Here is a 25,823-nt window from a genome sequence, read left to right on the forward strand (position 1 = left end):
CAGCTTCAAGCTGAGACGTCAGGGACTTCTTATCGACCGATATGCACAGATGTGAACACGAATTTGTCATACCGGTGCCGCGAAAATGAATATTCAAATGGTTTTCCGTTCCCTAAAAAAACGACTTGTTCCACTTCGATGACAGGATCGGTTTCGAGATTTCCAAGATATTTTTGATCCCATTCATTCGGTTTATCTGCACGGATCATTTTGTGCGAGCTCGTAATCGTATAACCAAGTTCTTCTTGAATATAGCGGTAAATCGATTGATCGAGAATCGCCTTCGTTAAACCTGTAATCAAGGAGGAAGGCATAAATGTATGCTCAATCACGTAAGCCTCTCCTTCGACGTAGCGGACACGTCTAATTTCATAGACCGGATCCGTTTGCTCAATCATCAAATGTCGTGCGACTTCCTTCTCCGGAAAGCGCACCTCAAATTGAAGTACTTCGCTTTTAACAGCCCGTTCCCCAAGCAATTTGGTCAATCCTTGCGATTCTTTGTTCAGAACGTTAATACGTCCTTGTGAAAAATTCGATGGTAAAATAAACGTCCCTTGTCCCCGTTGTCGGTAAATAATTCCTTCTAAGACGAGAATCTCAAGTGCTCTCTTCATCGTCATCCGGCTGACTTCGAATTCTTCTGCTAAGTTGATTTCGTCCGGCATCGCCTGATCGACATCATATCCCCCATTTAGGATTCGTTTGCGAAGTTCATCAGCAATTTTCTCATATTTCGGTTGTTTCTTTATAGACATGACTTCACCCCATGTATAGACATATAAAAATAATATAACAAAAAAAGATGATCAGGACTAGACATCCTAATCATCTTTTCAATTATTTCGTAAATCCTTGCTCTTCAATCAATTGTTTGAACCAATGGCCGCTTTTCTTGACCGTTCGTTTTTGGGTCGCGAGATCGAGTCCGACAAAACCGTAACGGTTTTTATAGGCATTGCTCCAAGACCAGTTATCCATGAACGTCCATAAGTGATAACCTTTGACGTTTGATCCTTCCTCCAGCGCACGATGCATCCATTGCAAGTGAGAGGCGATGAAATCGATGCGATAATCGTCCTGAACACTGCCGTCCTCGTCCCGGTAACGTTCCTCCCCTTCTACACCCATTCCATTTTCAGAAACAAAACACTTGATGTTCCCGTAATTCTCTCGCAGGTTCGTCAAAATATCGTAAATTCCCTTTTCGTAGATTTCCCAGCCACGATATGGATTCATTTTTCTTCCCGGCATCTCGTAATAATCGAACAGATGCTCCGGCATGAAAGGTGCATCTGGATGCGGAAGGTGCTCTTTTACTTTGATGCGTCGTGGTTGATAGTAATTAATTCCGAGTAAATCAACGGTATTTTTCGCGATGAGTTCCAGGTCACCTTGAACGACCTCGGGCAAAGCACCTTGTTGTTCCAATAAATCGACCAATTCGGCCGGGAACGTTCCGAGTACGGAAGGATCCAAGAAGGAACGATTGAACAATACATCGGCTACTTGGGCCGCTTTCACATCCCCAGCATTTTGGCTTCGAGGATAAGATGGCGTTAAATTCAAGATGATGCCAATTTCACCCGTCTGCTCTGTTTCTTTATAGGCCTGTATTGCAAGTGCACTCGATAAAATCGAATGATAGGCCACTTGAACGGCACGCTTGAAATCAACAACGTTCGGGTAATGGAAGTCGTATAAATAGCCACCTTCTACCGGGACGATCGGCTCATTATGCGTAAACCATTTATTGACACGATCTCCGAATAGTGAAAAGCACTTTTTAGCATATTCTGTATAGGCGGTGACGACGGCACGACTTTCCCAGCCACCGATGTTTTGCAGTGCAAGCGGCATATCAAAGTGATATAGATTTACGAACGGTTCGATGTCCGCTGCAATCAATTCGTCAATCACACGATTATAGAAATCAATGGCAATCGGATTCATTTCCCCCTGCCCCTCAGGAAAAAGACGTGACCAGGAAATCGAGATTCGAAACGAGTTGTGTCCGAGTTCTTTCATCAACGCAATATCTTCTTCATAACGATAATAAAAATCAGAGGCTACCGTTGCATTTACACCATCAAAAAAGCGATTCGGTTCTTGTTCGTACCAATGATCCCAAATGTTCGGTCCTTTTCCACCATCAAATGCTGCACCTTCCGTTTGTGTCGCTGAAGCTGCTGTTCCCCACCAAAAATCTGCAGGGAACGTATACTTTTGTTCTTTTGCCGTCGTAACTTCCGTTTGATTCATCTCATCCACGTCCTATCTCTATTTTTGAATTCAACCTACATGTTGATTTTCATCTCCGGCAACATTCGCTTCTTCTCGTTCTTTTTTCATATTCAAGCGGTCAATGAAGACTAGGAAAGGGAACCACACTGCCATGATAATGGCGAAGTTGACGAGTTGTAACAATCCGCCCGCCAGTGAATTCGTTGCCATCATGCCACTGATAAACATCGGCACCGTCCAAGGCACAGCAACTCCTGTTGGCGGCGGAACGATTCCTGTCGACATCGCAAAATAAGTAACGGTTACGGTAATCAACGGTGCAAAAATCCAGGGAATCATGATGAGAGGATTCATGACGATCGGTAATCCGAAAATGATTGGTTCATTGACGTTAAAGATTCCGGGTCCGATTGACAACTTACCGATTTGCTTCAACTGTTTTGAGCGCATGAAGAGGAGGATTGCGACGACGACAGCCAGTGTCGAACCGGAACCACCAATTCCAACTGTATAAATTTCAATGAATTGTTTACTGATGATATTCGGGAGTTCTCCATTCGCCGTATAGGCGTTTAAGTTTTCAAGTGACAAAGTGTTCCAGATCGGATCCATGACCGAATTGACGATAACTTGACCATGCAGGCCGAAGAACCAAAACAATTGAACAAAAAAGATGGCGATTAATGTCGGAACTAAACCGTTCCCAAGATTCACGAGTGGTTTTTGAACTAAATTAAAGATTAAATCGTGGAGATTCGTGTCTAAAAGCGAGGTGATAGCGATGTTAATGCCAAGGAAAATGGAAAGTGTCAAAAGTGCAGGCACAAGAGCTGAAAATGATTTAGCCACAGCAGTCGGCACACCAGCCGGCATTTTAATCGTCCAGTTTTTTTGAACGACAAATCGATAAATTTCTCCTGCTAAGAACCCTGTCATCATTGCAAGGAACATGCCTTTTGCACCGAGACGGTCAAGTGGAATGACATTTCCGACAGGATCAGCAACATTTTCGACTGCTACAAAGAAAGGTGTTAAAAGTAAAAAAGAAACAAGGGCGATTACACCACCAAAAACAGCTTCTACATCATAGCTTTTCGAGAGATAATATCCGATACCGAAGACGACGAATAGTGACATGATTCCCATCGTCGCCGAAGGGGCGTTTCCTAATGAAGTTTTAAAAGCATCCAATACTCCAGGCGACATAAATTTATCTAAGAATGGTAAATTCGCAATAACAACGATTAATGAACCGAACATCGTAATCGGAAAAGCGAGCATGAACGCGTCACGTAACGTCTGAAGATAGCGGCTATTGTTTAAATATGCCGCAATCGGCATCAGGAAACGACTCAACAAATCGAACCACTTACTATTACCAGCCATTTCAATCCCTCCTCTTATTTTTGAGAAAACTTATGTTCCATCATTTCAACTAATCCTGACGTCAAATCAAGCATCGTTTGTGTCGACATCAAATGATCTTCTGCATGCAAAAGCAGTAAAGACAATGTCGTCGGCTCACCGCTCGCTTCTTTTTGGACTTGACCGAAATGAATCTGGTGCGCTTCTTGCAACTGTTCTCGGGCATCTGTTAATAACCGCTCAAATGCCTCAAATGATTCTTCCTTGTACACTTCGATTGCTTCACGAATCGTACTTCGCGCATTTCCACTATGCAAAATCATCATGAACGCTACTTGTTCCATCGTCTGTTCATTTGTTTTCATTTCTTCACCCCATCAACTTAACGGCTTGTTCATAGGCCGCTTTTCCGTCGGCCATTCCGTACGCCATCATATCGATGACTTCGACTGGTTTATCTGTCGCTTGTTGAAATTTTGATAATAAAAAGCGCATTTGTGGACCAATCAATACAACATCTGCTCCATCCATTTCTTTTAAAGCTTGGTCTTGACCGACTGCCCAAATTGTCGCCTCTTCACCAAGTGATTGGGCATGTTCCTGCATCTTAGTGACGAGAATACTCGTCGACATTCCTGAACTACACGCCAACATGATTTTTTTCATTTCAACCATTCCTTCCGCGTTTTGGAATCGCTTACAACTTTGATTATACGGATTTTAACATCCATGTCTATACTTGATTTTTATTTTGTTTATTTTTATTTTTAAAAAGTGTAGTGTTGTAATCGAAAACAACTTGGAGGAGGAACAATCATGGAAGAACTGATTTGTTTTGAGCCGATTTTACAGGAGCGGATATGGGGTGGATGTAAGCTTGGTGCATATGGATTTGATACGTTAGGCAAACAAAACATCGGTGAAGCTTGGACCTTGGCTGATCACCAAAACGGGCAAACCAAGGTGAATGCCGGACGTTTTTCCGGTGATGCACTACGGGATTTATGGTCAAATCACCCTGAAATCTTTGGGGTGGACACAACGGAAGCTTTTCCTTTACTCATTAAGTGGATTGACGCTGCGGATGATTTGTCCGTTCAAGTCCATCCTGACGATCATGATGCCTGTCGCCTAGAAGGACAGCCTTACGGGAAAAACGAATGCTGGTATATCGTCGATTGTCCGGCAGACGCCACCATTATTTATGGGCATGACTTCAAAACAAAAGCTGATTTGTTGCACGCTGTCCGTGAAGACGATTTAACTTCCGGCTTAATTGATTTGCCTGTTTCACCCGGCGATTTTTTTTACGTTCCAGCAGGTACTGTTCATGCTTTAACCGAAGGGTGTCTTGTCATCGAAATCCAGCAGAACTCTGATACCACGTACCGGTTGTACGATTACGATCGAATTGACCATTCGACCAACAAACCGCGTCAACTCCACCTTAAAGAAGCACTCGAAGTCATTCAATTTCCTCATTTCCAGTACGAGGAGCCTTATGTACCGACCTCTTTTTGTTCAAGACTACTGACAACCAACGCCTATTTTTTTGTCGAGGAATGGGCCATCCATGACATGATTACGATTGCACCACGAACTTCCTTCCAAGTCATCACTATCATCAGTGGCACGCTGATCATCAACCAATTGCGTTATACCACCGGAGACACGGTTCTGATTCCGGCAAAAGTAACTTGTACCGTTTCTGGAAAGGGGAAACTTCTATTGACTGGTCCAAATCCAACACCGAAACAACGACTTCACATCGGAATTGATCTTGGTGGGACTCACACGCGTGTTGCCGCAATCAATCAGCACCATGTCGTAAAACAATATCGATTTTTGACAGAGGCGGCTGCTGGCCCGGACTATACAATTAATCATTTAAGACAAGCCATCCAAAAGCTACTTGAAGAATTTGAAGTCGAACGAATTGGTATCGCAGCGCCTGGTCCGCTTGATGTAGCAACGGGTCGGCTATTGTCACCTCCGAACCTGCCGGGTTGGGACGATGTACATTTGGTTCGCCCGTTAGAAGAGTTCTTCAACATCCCGGTTTCCCTTGAAAATGATGCAAATGCCGCCGCGCTCGGCGAAGCATTGTTCGGGGCAGGCCAAGACTATGCATCCATCTATTACATGACAGTCAGTACAGGAATCGGTGGCGGATATGTCTATCAAAAGACGTTGATTCGAGGCGCACACGGATACGCTGGTGAAATCGGAAATACGATCATCGATGCTTCTGGACCGGAACACCCTGTCTTGAACAAAGGCTCACTCGAAGGATTAGCAAGCGGTACGGCTCTTCAGACACGGGCTGATTTGTTGAACGAGCGGTCTGTCGCAACACTTCTTCGCAATCCACTGGAAAGACTTCGCTTCGTTAACCATTTAGCAACAGGCATCGCGAACATCATTCATACACTTGATCCGGAAGCTGTCATCATCGGCGGCGGTGTTACGGCTTCCGCCGATTTATTTTGGGAGGAGCTCTTACAAGCCGTCAATGCCCGTCTCTACCCGACGTTACGTCAAAAAACAATCATCCGCTTAGCTGCATTGGAAGGAAATGCCGGTGTCATCGGTGCTGCCCATTTAAATCGGATGAACGCCGAATAACTTCATTGTTCCTTTTGAACAGACTTTACTACTTTTTTTAAAAACAGACTTGAAACTTTTTTCTGAAATATGATAAGGTTTTCTTATTAAAAGAATATGACTATTCTATCGATGAGGTAGAGGCGCGGTCTTAATGAGTATTTGATCTGAGGATGACAACGAGGACGATCAAGGAAAGGTAATGCTGCCGAAGTATCGTCAAGTGTCTGACTTGGTGGTACTGGTCGAATTGGGAAATACCCGTTCGATTGCCATACGTGTTTTGTATGGAGCGCTCCAATTCGGCTAAGAAAGACGCATCCAGCAAGGGTGTCGGCTTTGTTGCCGGTGCCCTTGCTTTTTTGTATGCAATGGGTCTCATCTTCTAAAAAAAGAGGAGGAACCACACAATGGTCAATTATTCAGATTCAATCGTTGCGCTCATTCCAGCTGTCATTGCAATCGCACTTGCAATCGTGACGCGCAAAGTCGTTATTTCACTTGGTGTCGGTATTTTGATTGGTGCTTTATTGCTGCATAGCTTTAATCCAATCGATACGGTCGTCTATCTCGGCAAAAACATCTTTAGTCTATTTTGGGCGGATGGGGCGTTAAATGAATGGAACGTCTTATTACTCATCTTCTTACTATTACTCGGTGTTCTATCGACGCTTATCCAAACATCGGGCGGTGCACATGCCTTCGGTGAATGGGCAACAACACACGTCAAGACAGCGCGCGGCGCTCGCCTCGCAGCATTTGGTTTAGGTATTTTAATCTTCATCGATGATTACTTCAACAGTCTTGCTGTCGGGAATGTCAGTCGTCCGTTAACGGACCGTCGTGGCGTCTCGCGTGCAAAACTTGCTTATATTATTGACTCGACGGCTGCTCCAGTCTGTGTCATCAGCCCGCTTTCAAGTTGGGGAGCGTTCATCATCTCGATCATCGCTGGTATCTTAACGACACATTCGATTACGGAGTATTCCGCATTCAGTGCTTTCATGATGATCGTGCCACTCAACTTCTATGCGATTTTCGCTCTATTGCTGACGCTTTACATCGCGTACACAGGGATTGCGGTCGGACCGATGCGGACGCATGAACTTCGTGCATTAAAAGGTGAACTTTTCGACGCAAGTAAAGGAACACCGATGGGGATGGCAGAGGAAGTCAAAGAACACGAAGGTGGAAAAGTACGTGACCTCGTCGTTCCGATTATCGTTCTCGTCATTGCAACGGTTTCCGCATTACTCTTTACCGGTGCTCAGGCACTCGCTGCTGACAATCGTGCATTTACGTTGATTGGTGCATTTGAAGCGACAGACGTAACACGTTCACTCGTTGCTGGTGTCGTCATCAGTTTAGTCGTTGCTTTCCTGATGTTGATTGGTCGGAAAATCCCGGCGCGCGAATACGGACACAGCATCTGGGCTGGGATGAAATCCATGTGGCCTGCTGTCGTCATCTTATTATTCGCTTGGACAATCATCGCTGTTATCGGTGACATGAAAACAGGTGAGTACTTAGCAAGCTTCGTCAGTAAGTCGATTTCTGCTTCGTACCTCCCCTTCTTATTGTTCTTGATTGCAAGCTTAATGGCATTCTCGACAGGTACAAGTTGGGGAACATTCGGTATCATGCTGCCGATCGGTGCTGACCTCATCATGGCGGTCGAACCGAATCTCTTACTTCCGACGCTCGCTGCCGTTCTTGCCGGATCCGTCTTCGGAGACCACTGTTCACCAATTTCCGATACGACGATTCTCAGTTCGACAGGTGCCGGTTCGCATCATATCGATCACGTCACGACACAACTTCCGTATGCGTTGGTTGGTGCAGCGACATCGGCAGTCGGCTACCTTGTGCTCGGTTTAACCGATTCATCAATCATCGGCTTCATCGGTGCACTTATCGCCTTCTTACTCGCACTCGTCGTCCTGAATGTCGTCTCGAAACGTGGCAAAGTACCAACTGAACTTCGCGCTGAATAATAAAAAAGTAACGCTCAGCTTAGCCGAGACGAGAAAAAAAGAAGGGATTGCCATCTACGATGATGTGCAATCCCTTTTTTAAGTTGTAGACAACATGGTATGAAGAAATAAAAAGCGTCTTTTTTTCGTTGCTTTCCTCGGGCGAGGCGCAAGCCGTTGCTCCTTAATCCTCACGGACAACGAGCAGGGTCTTGCCTGCCTCTGAAAGTGCGTTAAAAACGCACTTTTCCCCGTAGGAGTCAACGAAACGTGATGCTTTTTAGGTAATACCGTGAGAGAAATCCAGGAAAGCACGAACGAATTGCAATTCGATATCGCATGTTCACGCTTCATAAGAGTTTGTCTACACGCTGAAGCGATCATTCTTACACCATCAAGGCACACACTTCATTTGCAAACGCAACTGGATCTTCGATTGGCAAGCCTTCCATGAGCAACGCTTGTTGGTACATTAATTTCGTATAGCGTTCAAATTTCGGACGGTCTTTTTTAAAGGCCGTTTCAATGGCTTCGAAGACGTCATGTGACGTGTTCAACTCTAAAATTTTCACGGCTGAAACATCTTGGTTGTTCGGCATCGACTTAAGAATTTTCTCCATTTCAATCGAAACGGCACCATCCGTCGCGAAGCAGACCGGATGTGATTTTAAGCGTGACGAAGCTTTGACTTCTTTGACTTGCCCAGCGAGCACTTCCTGCATTGCTGTAAACATCTCGACTTGTGTTTCGGTCGTTTCTGCTTGATCCGCTTGCTCGATTCCAAGATCACTGCTCGTAACCGATTTAAATTCTTTTCCTTCATAGTTGAGCAACATTTGAATCGCGAACTCATCGATTTCTTCCGTAAAGTACAGAATGTCGAACCCTTTGTCTTTGACAAGCTCCGACTGCGGCAACTTATCTAAACGGTCCGTACTTTCCCCTGAAGCATAGTAGATGTATTTTTGATCTTCCGGCATCGCCGCGACGTATTCAGCGAGCGTGACCAGCTTCTTCTCTTTTGCCGAGTGGAACAGGACAAGATCTTTGACCGTCTCTTTATGCATGCCGTAATCATTGTAAATTCCAAACTTCAATTGACGACCAAAGGCTTGATAAAAGGCTTCATACTTCTCGCGATCGTCGCGAAGCAATCCTTCAAGTTGCGTCTTAATCTTACTTTGAATGTTTTTCGCAATCAATTTGAGTTGGCGGTCGTGCTGCAACAACTCACGTGAAATATTGAGTGACAAGTCTTCCGAGTCGACCATCCCTTTGACGAAGCTAAAGTGGTCCGGCAAGAGGTCACTGCATTTTTCCATGATCAAGACGCCGTTCGCATACAGTTCAAGACCTTTCTCGAACTCTTTTGAATAGTAGTCGAAGGACGGTTGCTCCGGAATGAATAAAATCGATTGATAACGGACGGCACCATCTGCACTGATATGGATGTGCTTGACTGGTGTATCAAATCCATATCGTTTTTCTTGATAGAAGTTCGTGTAATCCTCGTCCGTCAACTCCCGTTTATTTTTCCGCCAAATCGGCACCATGCTGTTGATGGTCTTAACGACCTTCACTTCTTCCATCTCGTCCGATCCTTCGACCGGTTGACGTTCCGTCTCTTCCATCTCAATCGGATAGCGGATGAAGTCGGAATATTTTTTGACGATCGTCCGCAAACGATGTGTATCTAAATACTCATCATAGTTCTCATCTTCTTCGTTCGCTTTGATGTGCAGCGTGATTTCCGTCCCGACCGTAGCTTTTTCGACTTCTTCAATCGTATAACCGTCGACACCGTGCGACTCCCACTTGTACGCCGTTTCACTACCGAATGGTTTCGTGATGACCGTGACGACGTCCGCGACCATGAAGGCCGAATAAAAGCCGACACCGAACTGTCCGATGATGTCGTGTCCGTCTTGCGCGGCATTCTCCGCCTTAAAGGCAAGTGACCCGCTCTTCGCGATTGTTCCGAGATTCGCTTCGAGCTCCTCTTTCGTCATCCCGATTCCCGTATCACGAATGATGAGCTGACGTGTCGTTTGGTTCGGTTCAATCGTAATCTTATAGGCATCCTTTTCGAACGTCAGTGTCTCGTCCGTCAATGCTTTGTAATAAATCTTGTCTATCGCGTCACTAGCGTTCGAAATCAACTCACGTAAAAAGATTTCCTTATGTGTGTAGATGGAATGAATCATCATTTCGAGTAAACGTTTCGACTCTGCCTTGAACTGTTTCGTTTCCATTTCCGATACCCCCCTAGTTCTTTTTAGCACTCTAACTACAAGAGTGCTAATACATATCTATTATCACGGATTGGAAAAATAGTGTCAATCCCCTTCTTCGAGTCGTTTTCGGACATACTTTCCGATGTTTCGTAAGTGCGCGGTCGATCCATACGTGCCATGACTGACACCATGGCAATCCGGGCGATTCCCGAGCCCGATGAACTGTTCACTCGGCTTAAAATGAAGACCGATGATTGGAACGGAAAATTGTTCCGAATACCCGAGTTCGACGACGGCATCCGGGTACCCCGGGACCGGCTCGGGTGCTTGCCATGTAGCCGTCGGATCGATTGTCCGGTAACGTTCCGTATGTTCCCGTCCGAGAAGAATAATGCCGCGTAATCGAAAAAGACGAATCAATCTCAAAAGGAACGTCTGACCAAATACGGTTTCTTCCAGTTCATGTCGCTGAGCAATCGTTCCCATATACCGTTTCGTCGGAAATGGAAAAAAATCCGCATGGATGACCGGCTCTCCGGTTCCGTAAAAAGAAGCTTCGAATCCATTCAGAAAACCTTCCAATTTTCCTCCCCCCTCCCGTCCGAACCACGATTTATAAATGTCCGGCTGTTTGAAATAACGATTATAGGAATCAATCATTTGATTAAATCGTTGGTCCGTCCGGTACTCCGTAAGCGGCGCATCGACTTCTCTTAGGACGAATGGTCCTGTCGTCTCATAGCGTAACGTGCCATCCCGGTTCAAAAACTGGCCTGCCGACGGATTCGTCGCAATCGTAAGCCAGCTACGCTCGCTTACGTCACCAAACCATAAGACCGGTGTCGTCCGGTCAATCAACTCATCCTTAAATACATCTTTCTCTAACTCGATTTGGTACAGAATCGCTTCATCGAGTAATTTTTTTGCATATTCACGTTGTTCGGATGTCAGCGTTCTCATTCCTTTCCTGTCGGGTTTTCACTTTTCATCTGTTCCCGTTCTCATGGATTGCTAGACAGTTCAGTAGGTTTATCCTCCAAAGTCGAGGGAATGATTCATAAGGTGAACAACATTCGGAGCAAGAGTACTTAGAAGGAGGAAATTACACATGGGTCGATTAGAGAATAAAGTAGCAGTTATTACAGGTTCAGCAACAGGAATTGGTCAAGCAACGGCACTCGTCTTTGCCGAACAAGGGGCGAAAGTCGTCTGTGCTGACGTCAATCTTGAAAAAGCACAGGAGACGGTCGAAAAAATCAAACAGGCTGGTGGACAAGCGGAAGCGATTCACGTCGACGTCACGCAAGTCGATAGTGTCGAACAGCTCGCGACACAGCTGAAAGAAACGTACGGGACGGTTGACGTTCTGTTCAACAATGCCGGGATTGATCAGCAAGGCGGAAAAGTCCATGAATATCCGATTGAACTGTTTGACCAAATCATCGCGGTCGACTTACGTGGTACATTCTTGACGAGTAAATTCTTGATTCCTTTAATGCTTGAGAAGGGCGGATCGATCATCAATACGTCATCGATGTCAGGTCGCGCTGCCGACTTAAACCGCTCAGGTTACAACGCAGCAAAAGGCGGGATCACGAACTTTACACGGGCGATGGCAATCGATTATGCGCGTGACCGCATTCGTGTCAACTCGCTCTCACCAGGTACGATCGAAACACCACTCATCGACACGCTCGTCGGCGGAAAAGACGAAGACCAAGGAAAACAATTCCGTGATGCCAATGCATGGATCACACCAATGGGTCGTCTCGGGAAACCACGTGAGATGGCAACGGTTGCCCTCTTCCTCGCTTCCGACGACAGCTCTTACGTGACAGGTGAAGACATCACAGCAGACGGCGGGATCATGGCCTACACATGGCCTGGTGAGATGTTGATTGATGATAAATGGAAGACGGATGCTGAATAACGATCCATTTGACGCATAACGCATCGCAGCATCTAAATAAGGAGGAGGACGATTACGAATCGTCCTCCTCTTTTTCGTATGTCCTTCGACTTATTAAATCAACGGTTTGCGCCTTTCGACCACAGCCCTTTGACGCATCCTCTTAAAAACGGACCATTTGATTCTAAGAAGTACCGCGCTTTTAAATTTTCTCCTCGCTTGTTTATCTCCTGAAAGACTTTTTTTCAGGGAATACTCTAGTGAATGTAAATCAAGGAGGAATCAGCATGACGCAGCAACAACAAATCGAATCTTTACAACATTGCCTGCAAATTCCGAGTGTCAATCCGCTCGACGGGGAACAAGACGTCGCAACTTTTGTCTATGACCACTTGACCACTCACGAAATCGAAACCGAATGGATTGAGGTCGCGCCAAAACGAATCTGTCTCATCGCGACACTGCCGGCAAGCGAGATAGCCGTCGAACCAAAAACAATCGGTTTATCGGGTCATCTTGATACCGTACCTGTCCAAACGACCGGTTGGACAAAACAACCTTTTGGTGGTGAAATCGAAGACGGACGGATTTACGGTCGCGGGGCGTCCGACATGAAGTCTGGTGTGATGGCAATGGTCAATGCGATGATTGAGTTAAAGGACTGTGCCGACCGACCAAATCATCTCAAACTGCTTATTACGTCTGATGAAGAAAACGGTATGACCGGTGCAAAACATTTGACGGAACGTGGTGACGCCGACGATTTAGATGCGCTGTTGATCACGGAGCCGACAAGCGGGATGATTGGATATGCTCAAAAAGGTGTCGTCGGAATCGAAGTGACGTGCGTCGGTAAAGGGGCTCATAGTTCTGCGCCGCAACTCGGGAAAAATGCCATCGATGACCTGTATCGTGTCATTCAGGAAGTGAAGTCGGACCGTTTCACGATCACCGACAATCGCCACCCGCAACTCGGTCCTGTCGTCGCCTCGATCACGTCGATCCAAGGCGGAGAAGGTCCGAATGTCATCCCGAGTAATGCTTCCTTTTATATGGATATCCGGACGATTCCCGGATTCGGACGCCCAGAGATTTTAGAAGCTTTTGCGCATATCGAACAACGGCTGCTTCAGGAAGATCCGACGTTCGCGATGACCCTGCGTGTCATCAAAGAGATTCCTTCATGTGAGACGGATGCGAATGCACCGTTCCTCGAAACGGTTGCACGACACATGGAAACCATCACGGGTCATCCGGCGCGGCGCGTTGCGATTCCGGGTGGGACGGACGGGGCGATGTTCAGCCAAGCAAGCCAGTCATTCCCGATTGCCGTCGCTTCGTTCCACGACTTCCGTCTCGCCCATCAAGTCGATGAATCGATTCCCTTGTCGGAGTATTTCCAGACGATTGCGTTATGTAAGCAACTCGCACTTGAATCCCTAGCCTGAACGAAAAAAACCGCTCAAGCCTTCTCTTTCGAAGACTGGAGCGGTTTTTACGTATAGACCCCGATACTGGCAAGCGCTTGTCCGAGGTAACTTTGATCACTTTGCAGCGTGATTGTGTTTTGATTCTTCCATCCGAGTTCAATCGAGACGTGACCAAGACGATGATAGATCAACGTCATGTGAAAATCCGCTTGCGTATAGGTCGTAGATCCGCGAAGTTGCTCATGGACCGTTAAAAAATCATGCGCAAAGGAATCATACTCAGCGAACGACATATTTAATCGATGACTGGTCTGGTTGTCCGATTGCGATAGGACGACATCGATTTCCAGTATTTCTTCCAGACGATTGACCCGTAAAATACGCCATTCGACCTTCCCTTCATAACCGATGAAAGCAATCGTATGTTCCATTCGTTCCCTCCATTCTGTTTCCTACCATCGTAAGCGACGATCGTCTTTTTTGTCGACCTAATCAAAAACATCCTTTCTTCCGCTTCTGCAGAAGAAAGGATGTTCGTTTACATCAATGCCCGCTATCGATTGTATCGATGTGACGGATGTGTTTGAGATTGACCCCGATGATGACGACAGAGAGTAAGACAAATCCGCTCCCGACGTAAAACGGCAAGTTTGCGTTAAAGATTTCAGCCAATTTACCGGCCATGAATGGTGCGATGGCTGCCCCGAGGAAACGTAAAAAGCTGTATGCAGCAGATGCAGTCGAACGTTCGACCGGTGCCGCGTCCATGACGGCTGTCGTAATGAGTGTGTTGTTATTACCAAGTACCGCCCCGGCAAGAATCACACAGACGATGACGACAGCTGGTGTTTCCGTAAAGATCCCCATCAACAGCAGGAGAACGGCGAACAGTAACAGCATCAATACCATCGCTTTAATCGTTCCAAGCCATTGTTTTAACTTCGGCGCTGTCAAGACAGACGTGATGGCGAGCAACATCCCCCAACCCAGGAAGACGAAACCGAGACCTTGTGCCGGCAGTTTCATGACGAACGGCGCATAGGCCATGATTGTAAAGAAACCGACGTTATAAAGTGCTGCAACAATCCCGAGTGTCAACAGTGAACGATGTTTCATCGCTTGGAAAGGTGCGAGCAAGGAAATCTTTTGCCGTGGTGCTGTCGTTGTTGCAACTGGTTTTGGCATCAAGAACAACAAGACGAGGAAGGCGATGACCATGATTGTCGCGACACCCATGAATGGTGCGCGCCATGTGATCGAACCGAGTGTCCCTCCGAGGAGTGGTCCAATCGAAATCCCGAGACCAACGGCTGCTTCATATAAGATGATCGCTTTTGCTGTCCCGCCTGACGAGAGGGAGACGATGGCTGCAAGTGCCGTTGCGACGAACAAGGCATTCCCGAGCCCCCAGCCGCCACGTAAGGCGACAAGCGTCCAGATGCTATCGGCTTGCGATGCAAATCCGGCGACGAGCGCGATGACGGCAATGCCTAACATCAATGTTCCTTTTTGACCAATCCGTGATGAAATCGCACCTGTGATCAGCATTGCGAATGCCATGACGGCATTATAACTTGTAAATAAGAGCGTAACTTCACTTTTTGAGGCTTCTAAATTATCAGCGATCGTCGGTAAAACCGGATTGACGAGCCCCATCCCCATGAATGCCGTGATACTCGCAAAAAATACTGCCCACACGGCAATCGGTTGGTGGAATAATCCATGCTTGCTTTCTTCTAACACCGTTTCCGGCGCAAGCGTCGTTGTTTTATTGGCAAGTGCCATATTGTCCCTTCTTTCTCTTATAAGAACCGTTTAAAGGAGTGACGGATGACGTCGCCCCGACTGATGATTCCGACAAGCTTTCCTTGTTTTAAAATCGGTAATTTTTTAATCCGTTTCGAACCGAGCGTCGCTGCGATTTCTTCCATCTCCGTCTCAACATCTGCCGTGACGACTTTCCGGCGTGCCATCTCCATGACCGGACGGTTCAGAATGTGACGTACCCGCGCGTCATAATCTTCTTCATCCCCTTTGATGACATCTACATATAAAAACGTATCGACGATGATGTCTTTGTGCTTTCCAATCGCCCGCATGATGTCACCATCACTGATGTACCCAACGACTTCGCTCTCGTCATTGATAACGGGAACACCGCTGATTCCGGATTGGATGAAACGTTCGACGACATGGCGGATGACGTCTGTTTCGTGGACTGTGATCACTTCTTGTTTCATCGATTCATAAGCTTTCATCGGAATTCTCCTTTTGTGTGCGTTCTGAATAAATAAGTTGTATGATGCAATTAAATAACAAAAATGATTGTATAATACAACTAAAGGTCTGTCAAGTTTCCTGAACTCTCATTGACATGGGCTAAGTCCTTGCGTAATGATGGGAAACATGAAGCACTTAGGAAAAGAGGGGATTAACATGTCTGATCAGGCACTCGAAGTGATTGAACTAGAACTTGCGATTCTGATTCGTCGTTTGACGACAGCGACGGCCGATAACCGAAATTTGGATCGCGCGTCGTATTTGTTACTGCGCCAACTGTCCGAGTCTGGTCCAGTCGGGGTGAAGACATTGGCACGCGAATTGCAACTTGACGTCTCTACCGTCAGCCGGCAAGCGGCAGCACTCGATCAAAAGAAATTGGTCGAAAAAGTACGCGATGAAGCAGATGGCCGTGCCTTCTTCTATCACATCACTTCACTCGGACAGGAAGAACTGACGATTTACCGGATGGCACGCCTCGCGAGCATCGAACGCTTACTGACAGACTGGTCAGGCGATGATACGGAAGCATTTGGACGCCTGCTCCAACAATTTAACCGTGAACTGCGGGAACGGTGATCAGATACGCCTTAAAACGTCATGAACGAGAAGAATAGGGATAGAAAACGCCGATGACTCCGTATGAAAAACGGGATCATCGGCGTTTCTTGCGCACAGGGCGGAACCGTCCGGCACTACGATTGATTTCAGCTCGATTTTTGCAACATTACGTTCTTTCGATTGCGGCATGTATCCGTTCAATTTGTTCCGGTGTCGTCCGGCAACAACCGCCGATCAGGCGTGCCCCTGCAGCATACCACTCACTGGCAACTTCACCAAAAGCTGTACACACCGATTCACCAGACCATGTTTTCTCGACGGGATCATACTGTTCTCCCGAATTTGGATAGACGATGATCGGCACGTCCGTCAGTCGCTTCAATCCCGTTACGAAATCTGTCGTGATCGACGCCGGAAAGCAGTTTGCACCGAGCGCAGCGAGTTGCGGATGGCGGCCGACTGCTGCGACACAATCCGCAATCGTCGTGCCTTCACTGATGTGTCCCGTATCGCGAAGGGAAAAGGCGAGCCAGGCCGAGTGTTCCGGAAATTCTTCCAATATCCGAAACAGGACGGTTGCTTCTTGAAGCGACGGAATCGTTTCGAAGGCCAGTAGATCTGCTCCTGCCGCAATCAATGCCTCGATTCGGGGACGATGAAAGTTCTCAAGGGTCGCATCATCGACGCCGTAGTGTCCGATATATTCTGATCCATCGGCCAAATACGCCCCGTACGGACCGACTGATCCGGCAATCAACGCTTTTGCTCCTGTTCCGGCGACTTCTTGACGTGCATGTTGCGCCAAGTAAACCGTCTGCTTGATCAGTTCGATCGCTGCATCCGTCCCGATTCCCCGTTGCTTAAACCCTTGCAAACTTGCTTGATAACTTGAGGTAATCGCACAGTCCGCACCGATTCGAAAATAGTCGGCATGGACACGATGAATCTGCTCCGGCTCTTCGACCAAGACTCGTGCCGACCAGAGTGGATCGGCGAGATCACTCCCGTGCCGCTCCAGTTCTGTCGCGAGCGCCCCATCAAGTAAAATAAACGGTTTTTCGTTAAGTAAGGCTTCAACTGGATTTTTCTGTTTTGACATCTTCCACACTCCGTTTCTGTGATTTTTTCGTCAGGTGATGCACGAGATAACAAAGTCCGATAAAGGGAATTCCAAAATATAAGGCAACACGCTGCGTCGGATCAAAGGCAATCCCGATCAGTGACAACAGGCAAATCAAAAAGGAGACGATCGGGACAACTGGATAAAATGGTGTCCGGTACACCAAGTCTTGCACGTCGTGTCCTTCTCTCAGGTAACGCCGCCGAAAGAAGTATTGCGAAGCACTGATGCTCATCCAGACAACGACGACAGCAAGTCCTGAAATCGAGACGAGTGCGATATAGACGCTTTCTGCTGCGTAGACACTCGATAGTAGTGCAAACAATCCGCCGAGCATGCTGAACATGACGGCACGTGTCGGAACACCGTTTTGACTCAATTTAGCAAAGAACGGTGAAATCATCTGTTGATCAGACAACGACCACAACATCCGTGACGCAGCGTACAACCCGGAGTTCGCTGCCGATAAGATTGCTGTCAAGATGACAAAGTTCATGATGTCCGCCGCAAATGGAATCCCGATCCGTTCGAAGACGGCAACGAACGGACTCTCGAGCACACCGTTCGCATCCGTCGGCAGTAAAATCGCCAGGACGATGATCGTGCCGACAAAAAACACGACCAGCCGGACAATCGTCGTCCGGATGGCAAGAGGAATCGTCCGCTTCGGATCAACCGCCTCGCCTGCCGCAACACCAATCAGTTCTGTCCCCGAATAGGCAAAGTTGACGGCGAGCATCGTCATCAAAATCGCAAAGGCCCCGTTCGGGAAGAGTTCCCCTTCCGTCAGCGGTCCGAACAACGGAGCTGCTTCTCCTGACGCCAGTGGAATAAAGCCGACGATTGCTGCTGCCCCTAAGACGATGAAGGCGATGATCGTCATGACTTTCACGGCAGAAAACCAAAATTCGACTTCGGCGAACACGCGCACTGTCAGTACATTAATCACTAAAATGATGATGACGAACAATCCGCTGAACAACCAGACTGGCACGTCCGGGAACCAGCGTTGCATCAATAAACCTGCTGCCGTAAACTCGGAACCGAGCGCCACCGTCCAGGTCAGCCAGTAGAGCCAAGCGACCGTATAGCCGGTTCCCGGTCCAATATACTTTGTTGCATAACTATGAAAGGCACCGGTTTCCGGCATATGTACAGCGAGTTCCCCTAAACAAAGCATCACGAGATAAACGACGAGTGCCCCAAGCAAGTAGGACAAAATCGTCCCGATTCGACCTGCTTGCTCTAATGTGTACCCCGTACTTAGGAACAGCCCCGTCCCGATGACGCCACCTAACGACAGCATGACGATATGACGGGACTCCATCTTTCGTCGAAATGTTGTTTTTTGCTCCATCCTCCACCACTCCTCTTTCTCACTCAATAAAAAAACGCACTCCTGTACAGACAGGGTGCGTCGGTCGACAACATCAAGAGCGCTTATCGATCGGGTACAACACCCGCAGGAATTAGCACAGTATCTTTCGACCTGTTGCTGAGGCTTCAAAGGGCCAGTCCCTCCACCTCTCTGGATAAGAATGTAATTTTTCATAACAGTAGCAGTCCTTTTTTGAATTGTCAACACAATTCAGATAATAGAATTCAAAAAAAACGTCTCACACCGCATTGGCATGAGACGTTCTTTTGTTATTTTTTTACGAAGAGATTAGCTGTCTTAAGGGCCATCCGAACCGCTTTACGGTTCAATGTACCTTCTTGATGTTTAACCACCTTCGTCTGCTTGTTGAGTTTATCTTGTAACGTTTTAATCTTTTTGTCTTTATCTTTATCATGTTTTTGAATCGCAGCAATTTTTTTCTCTTCTTCCGGGAAGAATGATTCAAAACGTGCGATTGCTTCTTCCATACTGATTCCTGTAATCGGTTTAACCGCTGGGAGGAGTTCTGTTTTCGCCATTTCACGATCAAACGGCACGTTCTCTGGATAGTTCGTGTCTTGATAGATATGCTCCAAGTCGTTCGTGTTCAAGAAGTCAAGAAAGTTGTCGAAGTTTTTCACTTGAATCCGCGCCGGGCTTTGGAAGTCTGCTGTTTCGACGACGTCCGAAAGCCGTGTGTCTGCCGTGATGTCATTTGCCCAGATGTGCGTCAATTGATGGTAATCTGTTAATTCACGCATCCGTGCATCTTTAGGAATCAAAATACTTGGTGTTCCAGCGAGTGTCGCTGTGATGTTTCCGTGGAGACGTGCACCAAAGCTCAAGTCAGCTTCTTTGAGGAAGTCGAACCACGTTTGAGCGTTTAAGAAGAAACGAACACGGTCATTCATATACACCGGGTGTGACATTCTAGCTGCATAATTCATATCTGAAAGGTCTCCAAACGGATGAGTTCCAGTGTACGTCAACTTCAATTCTTTCATCCATTGTGGGATGAAATAGTGATTTGGATACTCTTCCATTCCACGTGTGATAAAATCAAGGACATTTTTGGGTGAAAAACGTGATGAATTGACACTAACCATCGAATCTTTCGTGATGTTTGTCTCACGAATGTGAAGATTACGACCGAATGCATACATCGATGGGCAACCGATGACTTTATGATCGATGCCTTCACGGAAACCAAGGCGTGTCAGGTATTTCGACGTGATTTCACCACGAAGTCCAATGATACTTGAACGTTCGAGGACTGCGCTGACGAATGCTTTAACATCCTCGTCGAACGGGAATCCGCCTTTTAAGTCCGGCTCGAATGGTGCGCGTAGACCAACACCGATGACGACGACCGGAATTTTCAATTTTTTAATCAATCGTGTGTATTTTCGAAGGGACGATGCGAACTCTTGACGGAATGCATCTGCAAGTGGAATGACGTAAAGATCAAATTTTTCGTTGATCTCATCTGCACGTTCTTCATCATAGTAGTAATAGTCAGGCGTGATCGTCGTTCCTTCCGTCATCAATGTTCGGAAGATACTGTACTGATAGATCAAATTCCCAACGTTCCCTCCGATTGAATTTTCTCTCATTATATACTCAGCATCAAACTGTTCAAAGGGTGTCATACCTGCACGAATAATAATACGCTTCATGTCAAATTATCCCCTCTCACAAATCCAAAAAAACATTAATAACTTATATTTTAGAGATATCTAAATCATATCCCTTACTTATACTTAAGTCTATTTTAATTAAAGAGATAGAGTATCATTTAAAAGAATATTCTTATCATTTAAATTTTATTTAATATTTTCCCCACTTGTAATCAGAGTCAGTCAAGAAAAATTTACGAACATAACATTTTCTAGCTACATAAATAGCTTCTCTTAAGATAAACGATAGAGTCACCTTGGAGAAGCTATTTGTAATTCTCGATTTCGAAGCCCTTCAACAGCTTAAATAGTAATTGATAGCTGTTCATATACCTTTAAATTCGTATGAATCATCCGTAACGTCGGGTACACCGCTGGCTCCGTTCCTTCTATTAAACTGCCAAACAGATGGTCTGCTTCGACCATGCCTTGTTTTTCCATATCCCGTTGCAACGACGACTTCATATCCGGTGCCATTTGATGAATCCGTTTTTCCTGCTCCTGTTCGATATGTTGCACGAACGTTGCCCCTTGACTGTCCATGGCTTGTTTTGCTTCTCGTAAGACATTCCGGATGACACGATCCCCGGCGGCGTCGTCGCGAATCGGACCAATCGGTGCCCGAAATAGCGAAGTCACTCCGGAAAAGGTCGTAATGAAGAGATACTTTTGCCACATGTCTTGCATGATGTGGTCTGATGCTTTAATCGATGCTTTCGTCCCTGCAAGTGCTTCCTTCACCTCAAGCAAGCGATCCGTCCAGTCCCCTGTTCTTGGACCAAACACGAGTTGATGGGCAGGACTCGTCTGAATGACGCGTCCATTCGCGTCAAGCGTCGATTCAATGAAGCATAAGCCGCCGAGGACACGGGGCTCGCCAAATTTAGCGACGAGTTGTTCGACATGCCGCATCCCGTTCAAGACAGGTAACACATATGTATCAGGTCCGACGAATCCTTCGAGATCCCCGATGACATGCTCCAGGTGATACGCTTTCGTCGACACGATGACTAAGTCAAACGTCTCTTTTGTTCCGACTTGAATCAGTCGTGGCGTCAACGATACGTCTCCGTGCGAACTAATGATTTCAAGACCCGTTCGCTCCAGCTCCTTTGCCCGACGCTCACGGACAAGAAACGTCACGTCTTCGCCTTTTTCTGCTAGGCGTCCTCCGAAATATCCTCCGACAGCCCCTGCACCTACGACTAAAATCTTCATCATGTATCCTCCTTCGCCTAAAGAACAGCATGTTTTTCTCAGAAAAATGTTTTCTACATCCTATCATACTGAAGGTAATGCGAATGTAAACGAAAAGAAATAAAGCGTTTTCATTGAAGCGCTTGCATTTTGTATTCAGTCGTTTATACTACTTGTATACAAGTATACTCATAAAACAAAGCAGGTGATTTTTATGTCTGATTTTTTATACCCGATTAAATGGTTATCGAAAGCATCAACCGGAGACCGTGTCGCCCATGAACTCCGGATGCGCATCATTTCCGGAAAGATTGAGCAAGGGACCGTCCTTTCTGAAAATAAATTAGCGACGGATTTTTCCGTCAGTCGTTCGCCCGTTCGCGACGCTTTAAAAGTTCTCGCTGCCGAACGGATCATCCGGCTTGAACGGATGGGGGCCGTCGTCGTTGGCTTGTCGGAAAAAGACATCCGTGAGATTTATGACGTCCGCCTGTTAATCGAAACATTCGTCTTCGAACGGATCGTCCGGATGGACCGTCAAGAACTCGTCCGTGAACTGAGAAAGATCCTTGAGATGATGAAAGTCGCGATCAAGTTTAATGATGCCGACGAATTTTCGTATCAAGATGTTCTGTTCCACGAGACGATCATCCGGTCGATTGATCACAGTTATGTCAGCATGATTTGGCAAAACTTAAAACCGGTCATGGAAAGCTTCATCCTCTTATCGATGCGGACTCGCTTCGAAGGACAGATGGAGGATTTCGACCGGATCATCGCCAACCACGCACTTTATATCGAAGCCATCGAAACAGGAGACCGTGAACGGATGGTCACGTCTCTCCACCAGAACTTCGACGATGTCCAAGAAGTCGAAGATTTATGGCAATCGCAACAGATGATGACGAAAGGAGTCGAACCACATGACTGAATACATGCTAGGAATCGATATCGGGACGACGAGCACGAAAGCCGTCCTCTTTACGACGAAAGGAGAAGTCGTCGGTCAAACGAACGTCGGTTATCCGCTCCATACACCAAACCGCTCGACTGCTGAACAGGATCCGGAAGAAATTTTCCACGCCGTCCTCGAAACGATTCGTCTGCTGACGAAGCAGTACCCGAACCAAAAACCAAAATTCGTTGCTTTCAGTAGTGCGATGCACAGCTTGATTGCCATCGATGAGGACGACCAGCCCTTGACTGCCTGCATCACCTGGGCAGACAGTCGGAGCGAAGCCTGGTCGAACCGGATTAAGGAAGAGTACGGAAATGATGTCTACCACCGGACCGGTACACCGATTCACCCGATGTCCCCTCTCGCGAAAATCTTTTGGCTCGTCGAAGACCGGCCGGAGATTGCCGAGCGGACGAAAAAATACATCGGAATCAAGGAATTTGTCTTCCAGCGTCTGTTCGGACGTTACGTGATTGATCATTCGCTCGCATCGGCGACAGGATTGTTCAATATCCACGACATGAAGTGGGACTCGAAAGCCTTAGAGATCGCCGGCATCGATGCTTCAAAATTGTCGGAACCTGTCTCGACGACGACACAGTATTCGGACATTAATCCAGAATATGCAAAACAAATCGGACTTGATCCGGCAACACCTTTCATGATCGGCGCCAGTGACGGGGTCCTATCGAACCTCGGCGTCAATGCCATCCGTAAGGGCGAAATCGCCATCACGATTGGGACGAGCGGTGCGATCCGGACGATCATTGACCGGCCGCAGACGGACGAAAAGGGACGGACGTTCTGTTACGCACTGACTGAAAAGCACTGGGTCATCGGTGGTCCGGTCAACAATGGCGGGATGGTCTTACGCTGGATTCGCGATGAGCTCGCATCTGCTGAAGTCGAGACGGCGAAACGACTCGGGATTGATCCGTATGCGGTGTTGACGAAAATCGCTGAACGGGTCCGTCCGGGTTCAGACGGACTGTTGTTCCATCCGTATCTATCGGGCGAACGGGCACCTCTTTGGAATCCGGACGTCAGTGGCTCATTCTTCGGATTGACGTTGTCACATAAAAAAGAACATATGATTCGTGCCGCGTTAGAAGGTGTCATCTACAACCTGTACACTGTCTTCCTGGCATTGATTGAATGTATGGATGGTCCTGTCACACGGATTCAAGCAACCGGGGGGTTCGCGCGATCTGAAGTGTGGCGTCAGATGATGGCCGACATCTTTGAGTCGGAAGTCGTCATTCCAGAAAGTTTTGAAAGTTCATGTCTCGGGGCTTGTATTCTCGGATTGTATGCGACTGGGGAAGTCGATTCATTCGAAGTAGCTGCTGAGATGATTGGGGAAACACATCGTCATGTACCGAATGAAGAAGCGATGCATGAATACCGTCAATTGCTACCGATCTTCATCAGCTTGGCACGGACGCTTTCAGCTGACCATCGGCGGATCGCAGAGTATCAACGTAGCTTGATTCAGCAAGAAAACTAATTTATCTTATGGGGGAAGTCACATGCCGTTAGTCATCGTTGCCATTGGGATCATCACACTACTCGTTTTAATCATGGGGTTGAAATTAAACACGTTCGTTTCATTAATCATCGTCTCGTTCGTCGTCGCTATACTACTTGGAATGCCGCTCGACCAAATCGTCACGACGATTGAAGCCGGTCTCGGCGGAACACTCGGTCACCTCGCGCTGATCTTCGGACTCGGTGCGATGCTCGGAAAATTAATTGCTGACGCCGGTGGTGCACAGCGAATCGCGATGACACTCGTCGCGAAATTCGGGGAAAAGAACATTCAATGGGCAGTCGTCGTCGCTTCATTCATCATCGGGATCGCGTTATTCTTCGAAGTCGGACTCGTTCTCTTAATTCCAATCGTCTTTGCGATTTCACGTCAGCTTCGCGTCTCGATTCTCTATCTCGGGATTCCGATGGTCGCAGCACTTTCTGTTACACACGGCTTTTTACCACCTCACCCCGGTCCAACTGTCATCGCGGGTGAATACGGGGCAGATTTAGGGCAAGTCTTACTTTACGGTTTCTTAGTCGCTGTTCCGACGGTCATCATCGCCGGACCGCTCTTTACGAAAGTCGCAAAACGTCTTGTGCCGGAATCATTCAAAAAAACAGGTAACATCGCCTCACTCGGCGAACAAAAAGAATTTGATTTAAGCGAAACACCTGGATTCGGAATCAGTGTGTTCACAGCAATGCTTCCGGTACTCTTGATGTCGATCGCCACGATTTTGACATTGTTACAAAAAACACTCGGCTGGGACGGCAATGCGGTCCTTTCTGCCATCCAGTTCATCGGGAATGCTTCCACAGCAATGTTGATTTCGTTACTCGTCGCAGTCTATACGATGGGACTTGCACGTAATATCCCAATCAAGACCGTCATGGATTCATGTACGACAGCGATCACACAAATCGGAATGATGTTACTCATCATCGGTGGTGGCGGTGCCTTCAAACAAGTCTTGATCGATGGAGGCGTCGGTAAATATGTCGCTGAACTCTTTGCTGACACAACACTTTCACCGATTTTACTCGCGTGGTTGATTGCCGCGATCTTACGGATTTCACTCGGTTCGGCGACGGTCGCTTCACTGACGACAGCCGGACTCGTCATCCCACTCCTCGGTCAATCAGACGTCAACCTCGCCCTCGTCGTGCTTGCGACTGGTGCTGGTAGCTTAATCGCTTCGCACGTCAACGATGCCGGGTTCTGGATGTTCAAAGAGTACTTTGGTTTAACTATGAAAGAAACTTTCGCGACGTGGACGCTGCTTGAGACAATCATTTCCGTCTTCGGACTTGGATTCGTCCTCCTCCTCAGTCTCGTCGTCTAAAAAAAGGAGTCGTTACAC

At 47.0% G+C, this 25,823-nt stretch carries 22 protein-coding genes and 2 riboswitches; of the genes, 8 read left to right on the plus strand and 14 right to left on the minus strand.

Annotated features, from left to right (window positions below; all coding sequences use genetic code 11):
• Window positions 1-29: 29 nt before the first annotated feature.
• From AC0VYQ_RS15145 to AC0VYQ_RS15165, 5 genes are all read right to left on the minus strand, one after another.
• Window positions 30-758, minus strand: a complete 729-nt coding sequence (locus tag AC0VYQ_RS15145) for a GntR family transcriptional regulator (RefSeq protein ID WP_088838246.1) — start codon at window positions 756-758, stop codon at window positions 30-32.
• A gap of 82 nt (window positions 759-840) precedes the next feature.
• Window positions 841-2,262, minus strand: a complete 1,422-nt coding sequence (locus AC0VYQ_RS15150) for a glycoside hydrolase family 1 protein (RefSeq protein WP_475403928.1) — start codon at window positions 2,260-2,262, stop codon at window positions 841-843.
• Window positions 2,263-2,292: 30 nt separating this feature from the next.
• Window positions 2,293-3,630, minus strand: a complete 1,338-nt coding sequence (gene celB, locus AC0VYQ_RS15155) for a PTS cellobiose transporter subunit IIC (RefSeq protein WP_088838248.1) — start codon at window positions 3,628-3,630, stop codon at window positions 2,293-2,295.
• 14 nt (window positions 3,631-3,644) lie between these two features.
• Window positions 3,645-3,974: a PTS sugar transporter subunit IIA gene (locus AC0VYQ_RS15160; RefSeq protein ID WP_088838249.1), complete on the minus strand. Its 330-nt coding sequence runs from the start codon at window positions 3,972-3,974 to the stop codon at window positions 3,645-3,647.
• 4 nt (window positions 3,975-3,978) lie between these two features.
• Entirely contained in the window at window positions 3,979-4,275 is a 297-nt protein-coding gene (locus AC0VYQ_RS15165; protein ID WP_088838250.1) for a PTS sugar transporter subunit IIB, read from the minus strand.
• A 150-nt stretch (window positions 4,276-4,425) separates the two neighbouring features.
• Between AC0VYQ_RS15165 and manA the strand changes: the two genes are divergently transcribed.
• Together manA and AC0VYQ_RS15175 are read left to right on the plus strand one after the other, a co-directional pair.
• Complete coding sequence (gene manA, locus AC0VYQ_RS15170) at window positions 4,426-6,234, plus strand: mannose-6-phosphate isomerase, class I (RefSeq protein ID WP_475403929.1); 1,809 nt, start codon at window positions 4,426-4,428, stop codon at window positions 6,232-6,234.
• A gap of 109 nt (window positions 6,235-6,343) precedes the next feature.
• Window positions 6,344-6,519: riboswitch (Lysine riboswitch) on the plus strand.
• A 104-nt stretch (window positions 6,520-6,623) separates the two neighbouring features.
• Window positions 6,624-8,207, plus strand: coding sequence for a Na+/H+ antiporter NhaC family protein (locus AC0VYQ_RS15175; RefSeq protein WP_088838252.1), 1,584 nt, complete (start codon window positions 6,624-6,626; stop codon window positions 8,205-8,207).
• A 365-nt stretch (window positions 8,208-8,572) separates the two neighbouring features.
• Here AC0VYQ_RS15175 and htpG read toward each other — a convergent pair whose 3' ends face one another.
• A complete protein-coding gene (gene htpG / locus AC0VYQ_RS15180; RefSeq protein ID WP_475403930.1) occupies window positions 8,573-10,438 on the minus strand; it encodes a molecular chaperone HtpG in 1,866 nt (621 codons plus the stop codon).
• A gap of 84 nt (window positions 10,439-10,522) precedes the next feature.
• Entirely contained in the window at window positions 10,523-11,380 is an 858-nt protein-coding gene (locus tag AC0VYQ_RS15185) for a hypothetical protein (RefSeq protein ID WP_475403931.1), read from the minus strand.
• Window positions 11,381-11,528: 148 nt separating this feature from the next.
• On the opposite strand from AC0VYQ_RS15185, the gene AC0VYQ_RS15190 reads away from it, so the two are divergent.
• Both AC0VYQ_RS15190 and AC0VYQ_RS15195 read left to right on the plus strand, forming a co-directional pair.
• Window positions 11,529-12,350, plus strand: a complete 822-nt coding sequence (locus tag AC0VYQ_RS15190) for an SDR family oxidoreductase (protein ID WP_475403932.1) — start codon at window positions 11,529-11,531, stop codon at window positions 12,348-12,350.
• Between the two features lie 266 nt (window positions 12,351-12,616).
• A complete protein-coding gene (locus tag AC0VYQ_RS15195) occupies window positions 12,617-13,777 on the plus strand; it encodes an ArgE/DapE family deacylase (RefSeq protein ID WP_475403933.1) in 1,161 nt (386 codons plus the stop codon).
• 47 nt (window positions 13,778-13,824) lie between these two features.
• On the opposite strand, the gene AC0VYQ_RS15200 is transcribed toward AC0VYQ_RS15195, so the two are convergent.
• From AC0VYQ_RS15200 to AC0VYQ_RS15210, 3 genes are all read right to left on the minus strand, one after another.
• Window positions 13,825-14,190 carry a hypothetical protein gene (locus AC0VYQ_RS15200; protein ID WP_475403934.1) on the minus strand — a complete coding sequence of 122 codons (366 nt, stop codon included), beginning with the start codon at window positions 14,188-14,190 and terminating at the stop codon, window positions 13,825-13,827.
• A 112-nt stretch (window positions 14,191-14,302) separates the two neighbouring features.
• Window positions 14,303-15,544 carry an MFS transporter gene (locus AC0VYQ_RS15205; RefSeq protein ID WP_214848488.1) on the minus strand — a complete coding sequence of 414 codons (1,242 nt, stop codon included), beginning with the start codon at window positions 15,542-15,544 and terminating at the stop codon, window positions 14,303-14,305.
• A gap of 17 nt (window positions 15,545-15,561) precedes the next feature.
• Window positions 15,562-16,017: a CBS domain-containing protein gene (locus AC0VYQ_RS15210; protein WP_029332115.1), complete on the minus strand. Its 456-nt coding sequence runs from the start codon at window positions 16,015-16,017 to the stop codon at window positions 15,562-15,564.
• 178 nt (window positions 16,018-16,195) lie between these two features.
• On the opposite strand from AC0VYQ_RS15210, the gene AC0VYQ_RS15215 reads away from it, so the two are divergent.
• Window positions 16,196-16,618, plus strand: coding sequence for a MarR family winged helix-turn-helix transcriptional regulator (locus tag AC0VYQ_RS15215; protein ID WP_475403935.1), 423 nt, complete (start codon window positions 16,196-16,198; stop codon window positions 16,616-16,618).
• Window positions 16,619-16,766: 148 nt separating this feature from the next.
• Here the strand turns inward: AC0VYQ_RS15215 and mmuM are convergent, their stop codons facing one another.
• From mmuM to AC0VYQ_RS15235, 4 genes are all read right to left on the minus strand, one after another.
• Window positions 16,767-17,699, minus strand: coding sequence for a homocysteine S-methyltransferase (gene mmuM, locus AC0VYQ_RS15220; RefSeq protein ID WP_475403936.1), 933 nt, complete (start codon window positions 17,697-17,699; stop codon window positions 16,767-16,769).
• Window positions 17,674-19,077 (minus strand): amino acid permease, encoded by a 1,404-nt coding sequence (locus AC0VYQ_RS15225; RefSeq protein ID WP_475403937.1) that lies wholly within the window; start codon window positions 19,075-19,077, stop codon window positions 17,674-17,676. Before AC0VYQ_RS15225 ends, mmuM begins: the two co-directional genes overlap by 26 nt.
• Window positions 19,078-19,157: 80 nt before the next feature.
• Window positions 19,158-19,259, minus strand: a riboswitch (SAM riboswitch).
• Between the two features lie 108 nt (window positions 19,260-19,367).
• Entirely contained in the window at window positions 19,368-20,774 is a 1,407-nt protein-coding gene (locus AC0VYQ_RS15230; protein WP_475403938.1) for a polysaccharide pyruvyl transferase family protein, read from the minus strand.
• Window positions 20,775-21,077: 303 nt separating this feature from the next.
• On the minus strand, window positions 21,078-21,992 hold the full coding sequence (locus AC0VYQ_RS15235; RefSeq protein WP_475403939.1) for a ketopantoate reductase family protein: 915 nt from the start codon (window positions 21,990-21,992) through the stop codon (window positions 21,078-21,080).
• Window positions 21,993-22,185: 193 nt separating this feature from the next.
• Here AC0VYQ_RS15235 and AC0VYQ_RS15240 point away from each other — a divergent pair, with 193 nt between their 5' ends.
• From AC0VYQ_RS15240 to AC0VYQ_RS15250, 3 genes are read left to right on the plus strand one after another with little or no spacing between them, the layout of a single operon-like run.
• Window positions 22,186-22,902, plus strand: a complete 717-nt coding sequence (locus tag AC0VYQ_RS15240; RefSeq protein ID WP_475403940.1) for a GntR family transcriptional regulator — start codon at window positions 22,186-22,188, stop codon at window positions 22,900-22,902.
• Window positions 22,895-24,436: a gluconokinase gene (gntK, locus tag AC0VYQ_RS15245; protein WP_159173176.1), complete on the plus strand. Its 1,542-nt coding sequence runs from the start codon at window positions 22,895-22,897 to the stop codon at window positions 24,434-24,436. The genes AC0VYQ_RS15240 and gntK overlap by 8 nt, the downstream gene beginning before the upstream one ends.
• A 22-nt stretch (window positions 24,437-24,458) precedes the next feature.
• Entirely contained in the window at window positions 24,459-25,805 is a 1,347-nt protein-coding gene (locus tag AC0VYQ_RS15250) for a GntP family permease (RefSeq protein ID WP_029332123.1), read from the plus strand.
• The last annotated feature ends 18 nt before the right edge of the window (window positions 25,806-25,823 follow it).

This window comes from Exiguobacterium sp. QJM3NY_9 (genome assembly GCF_056173545.1).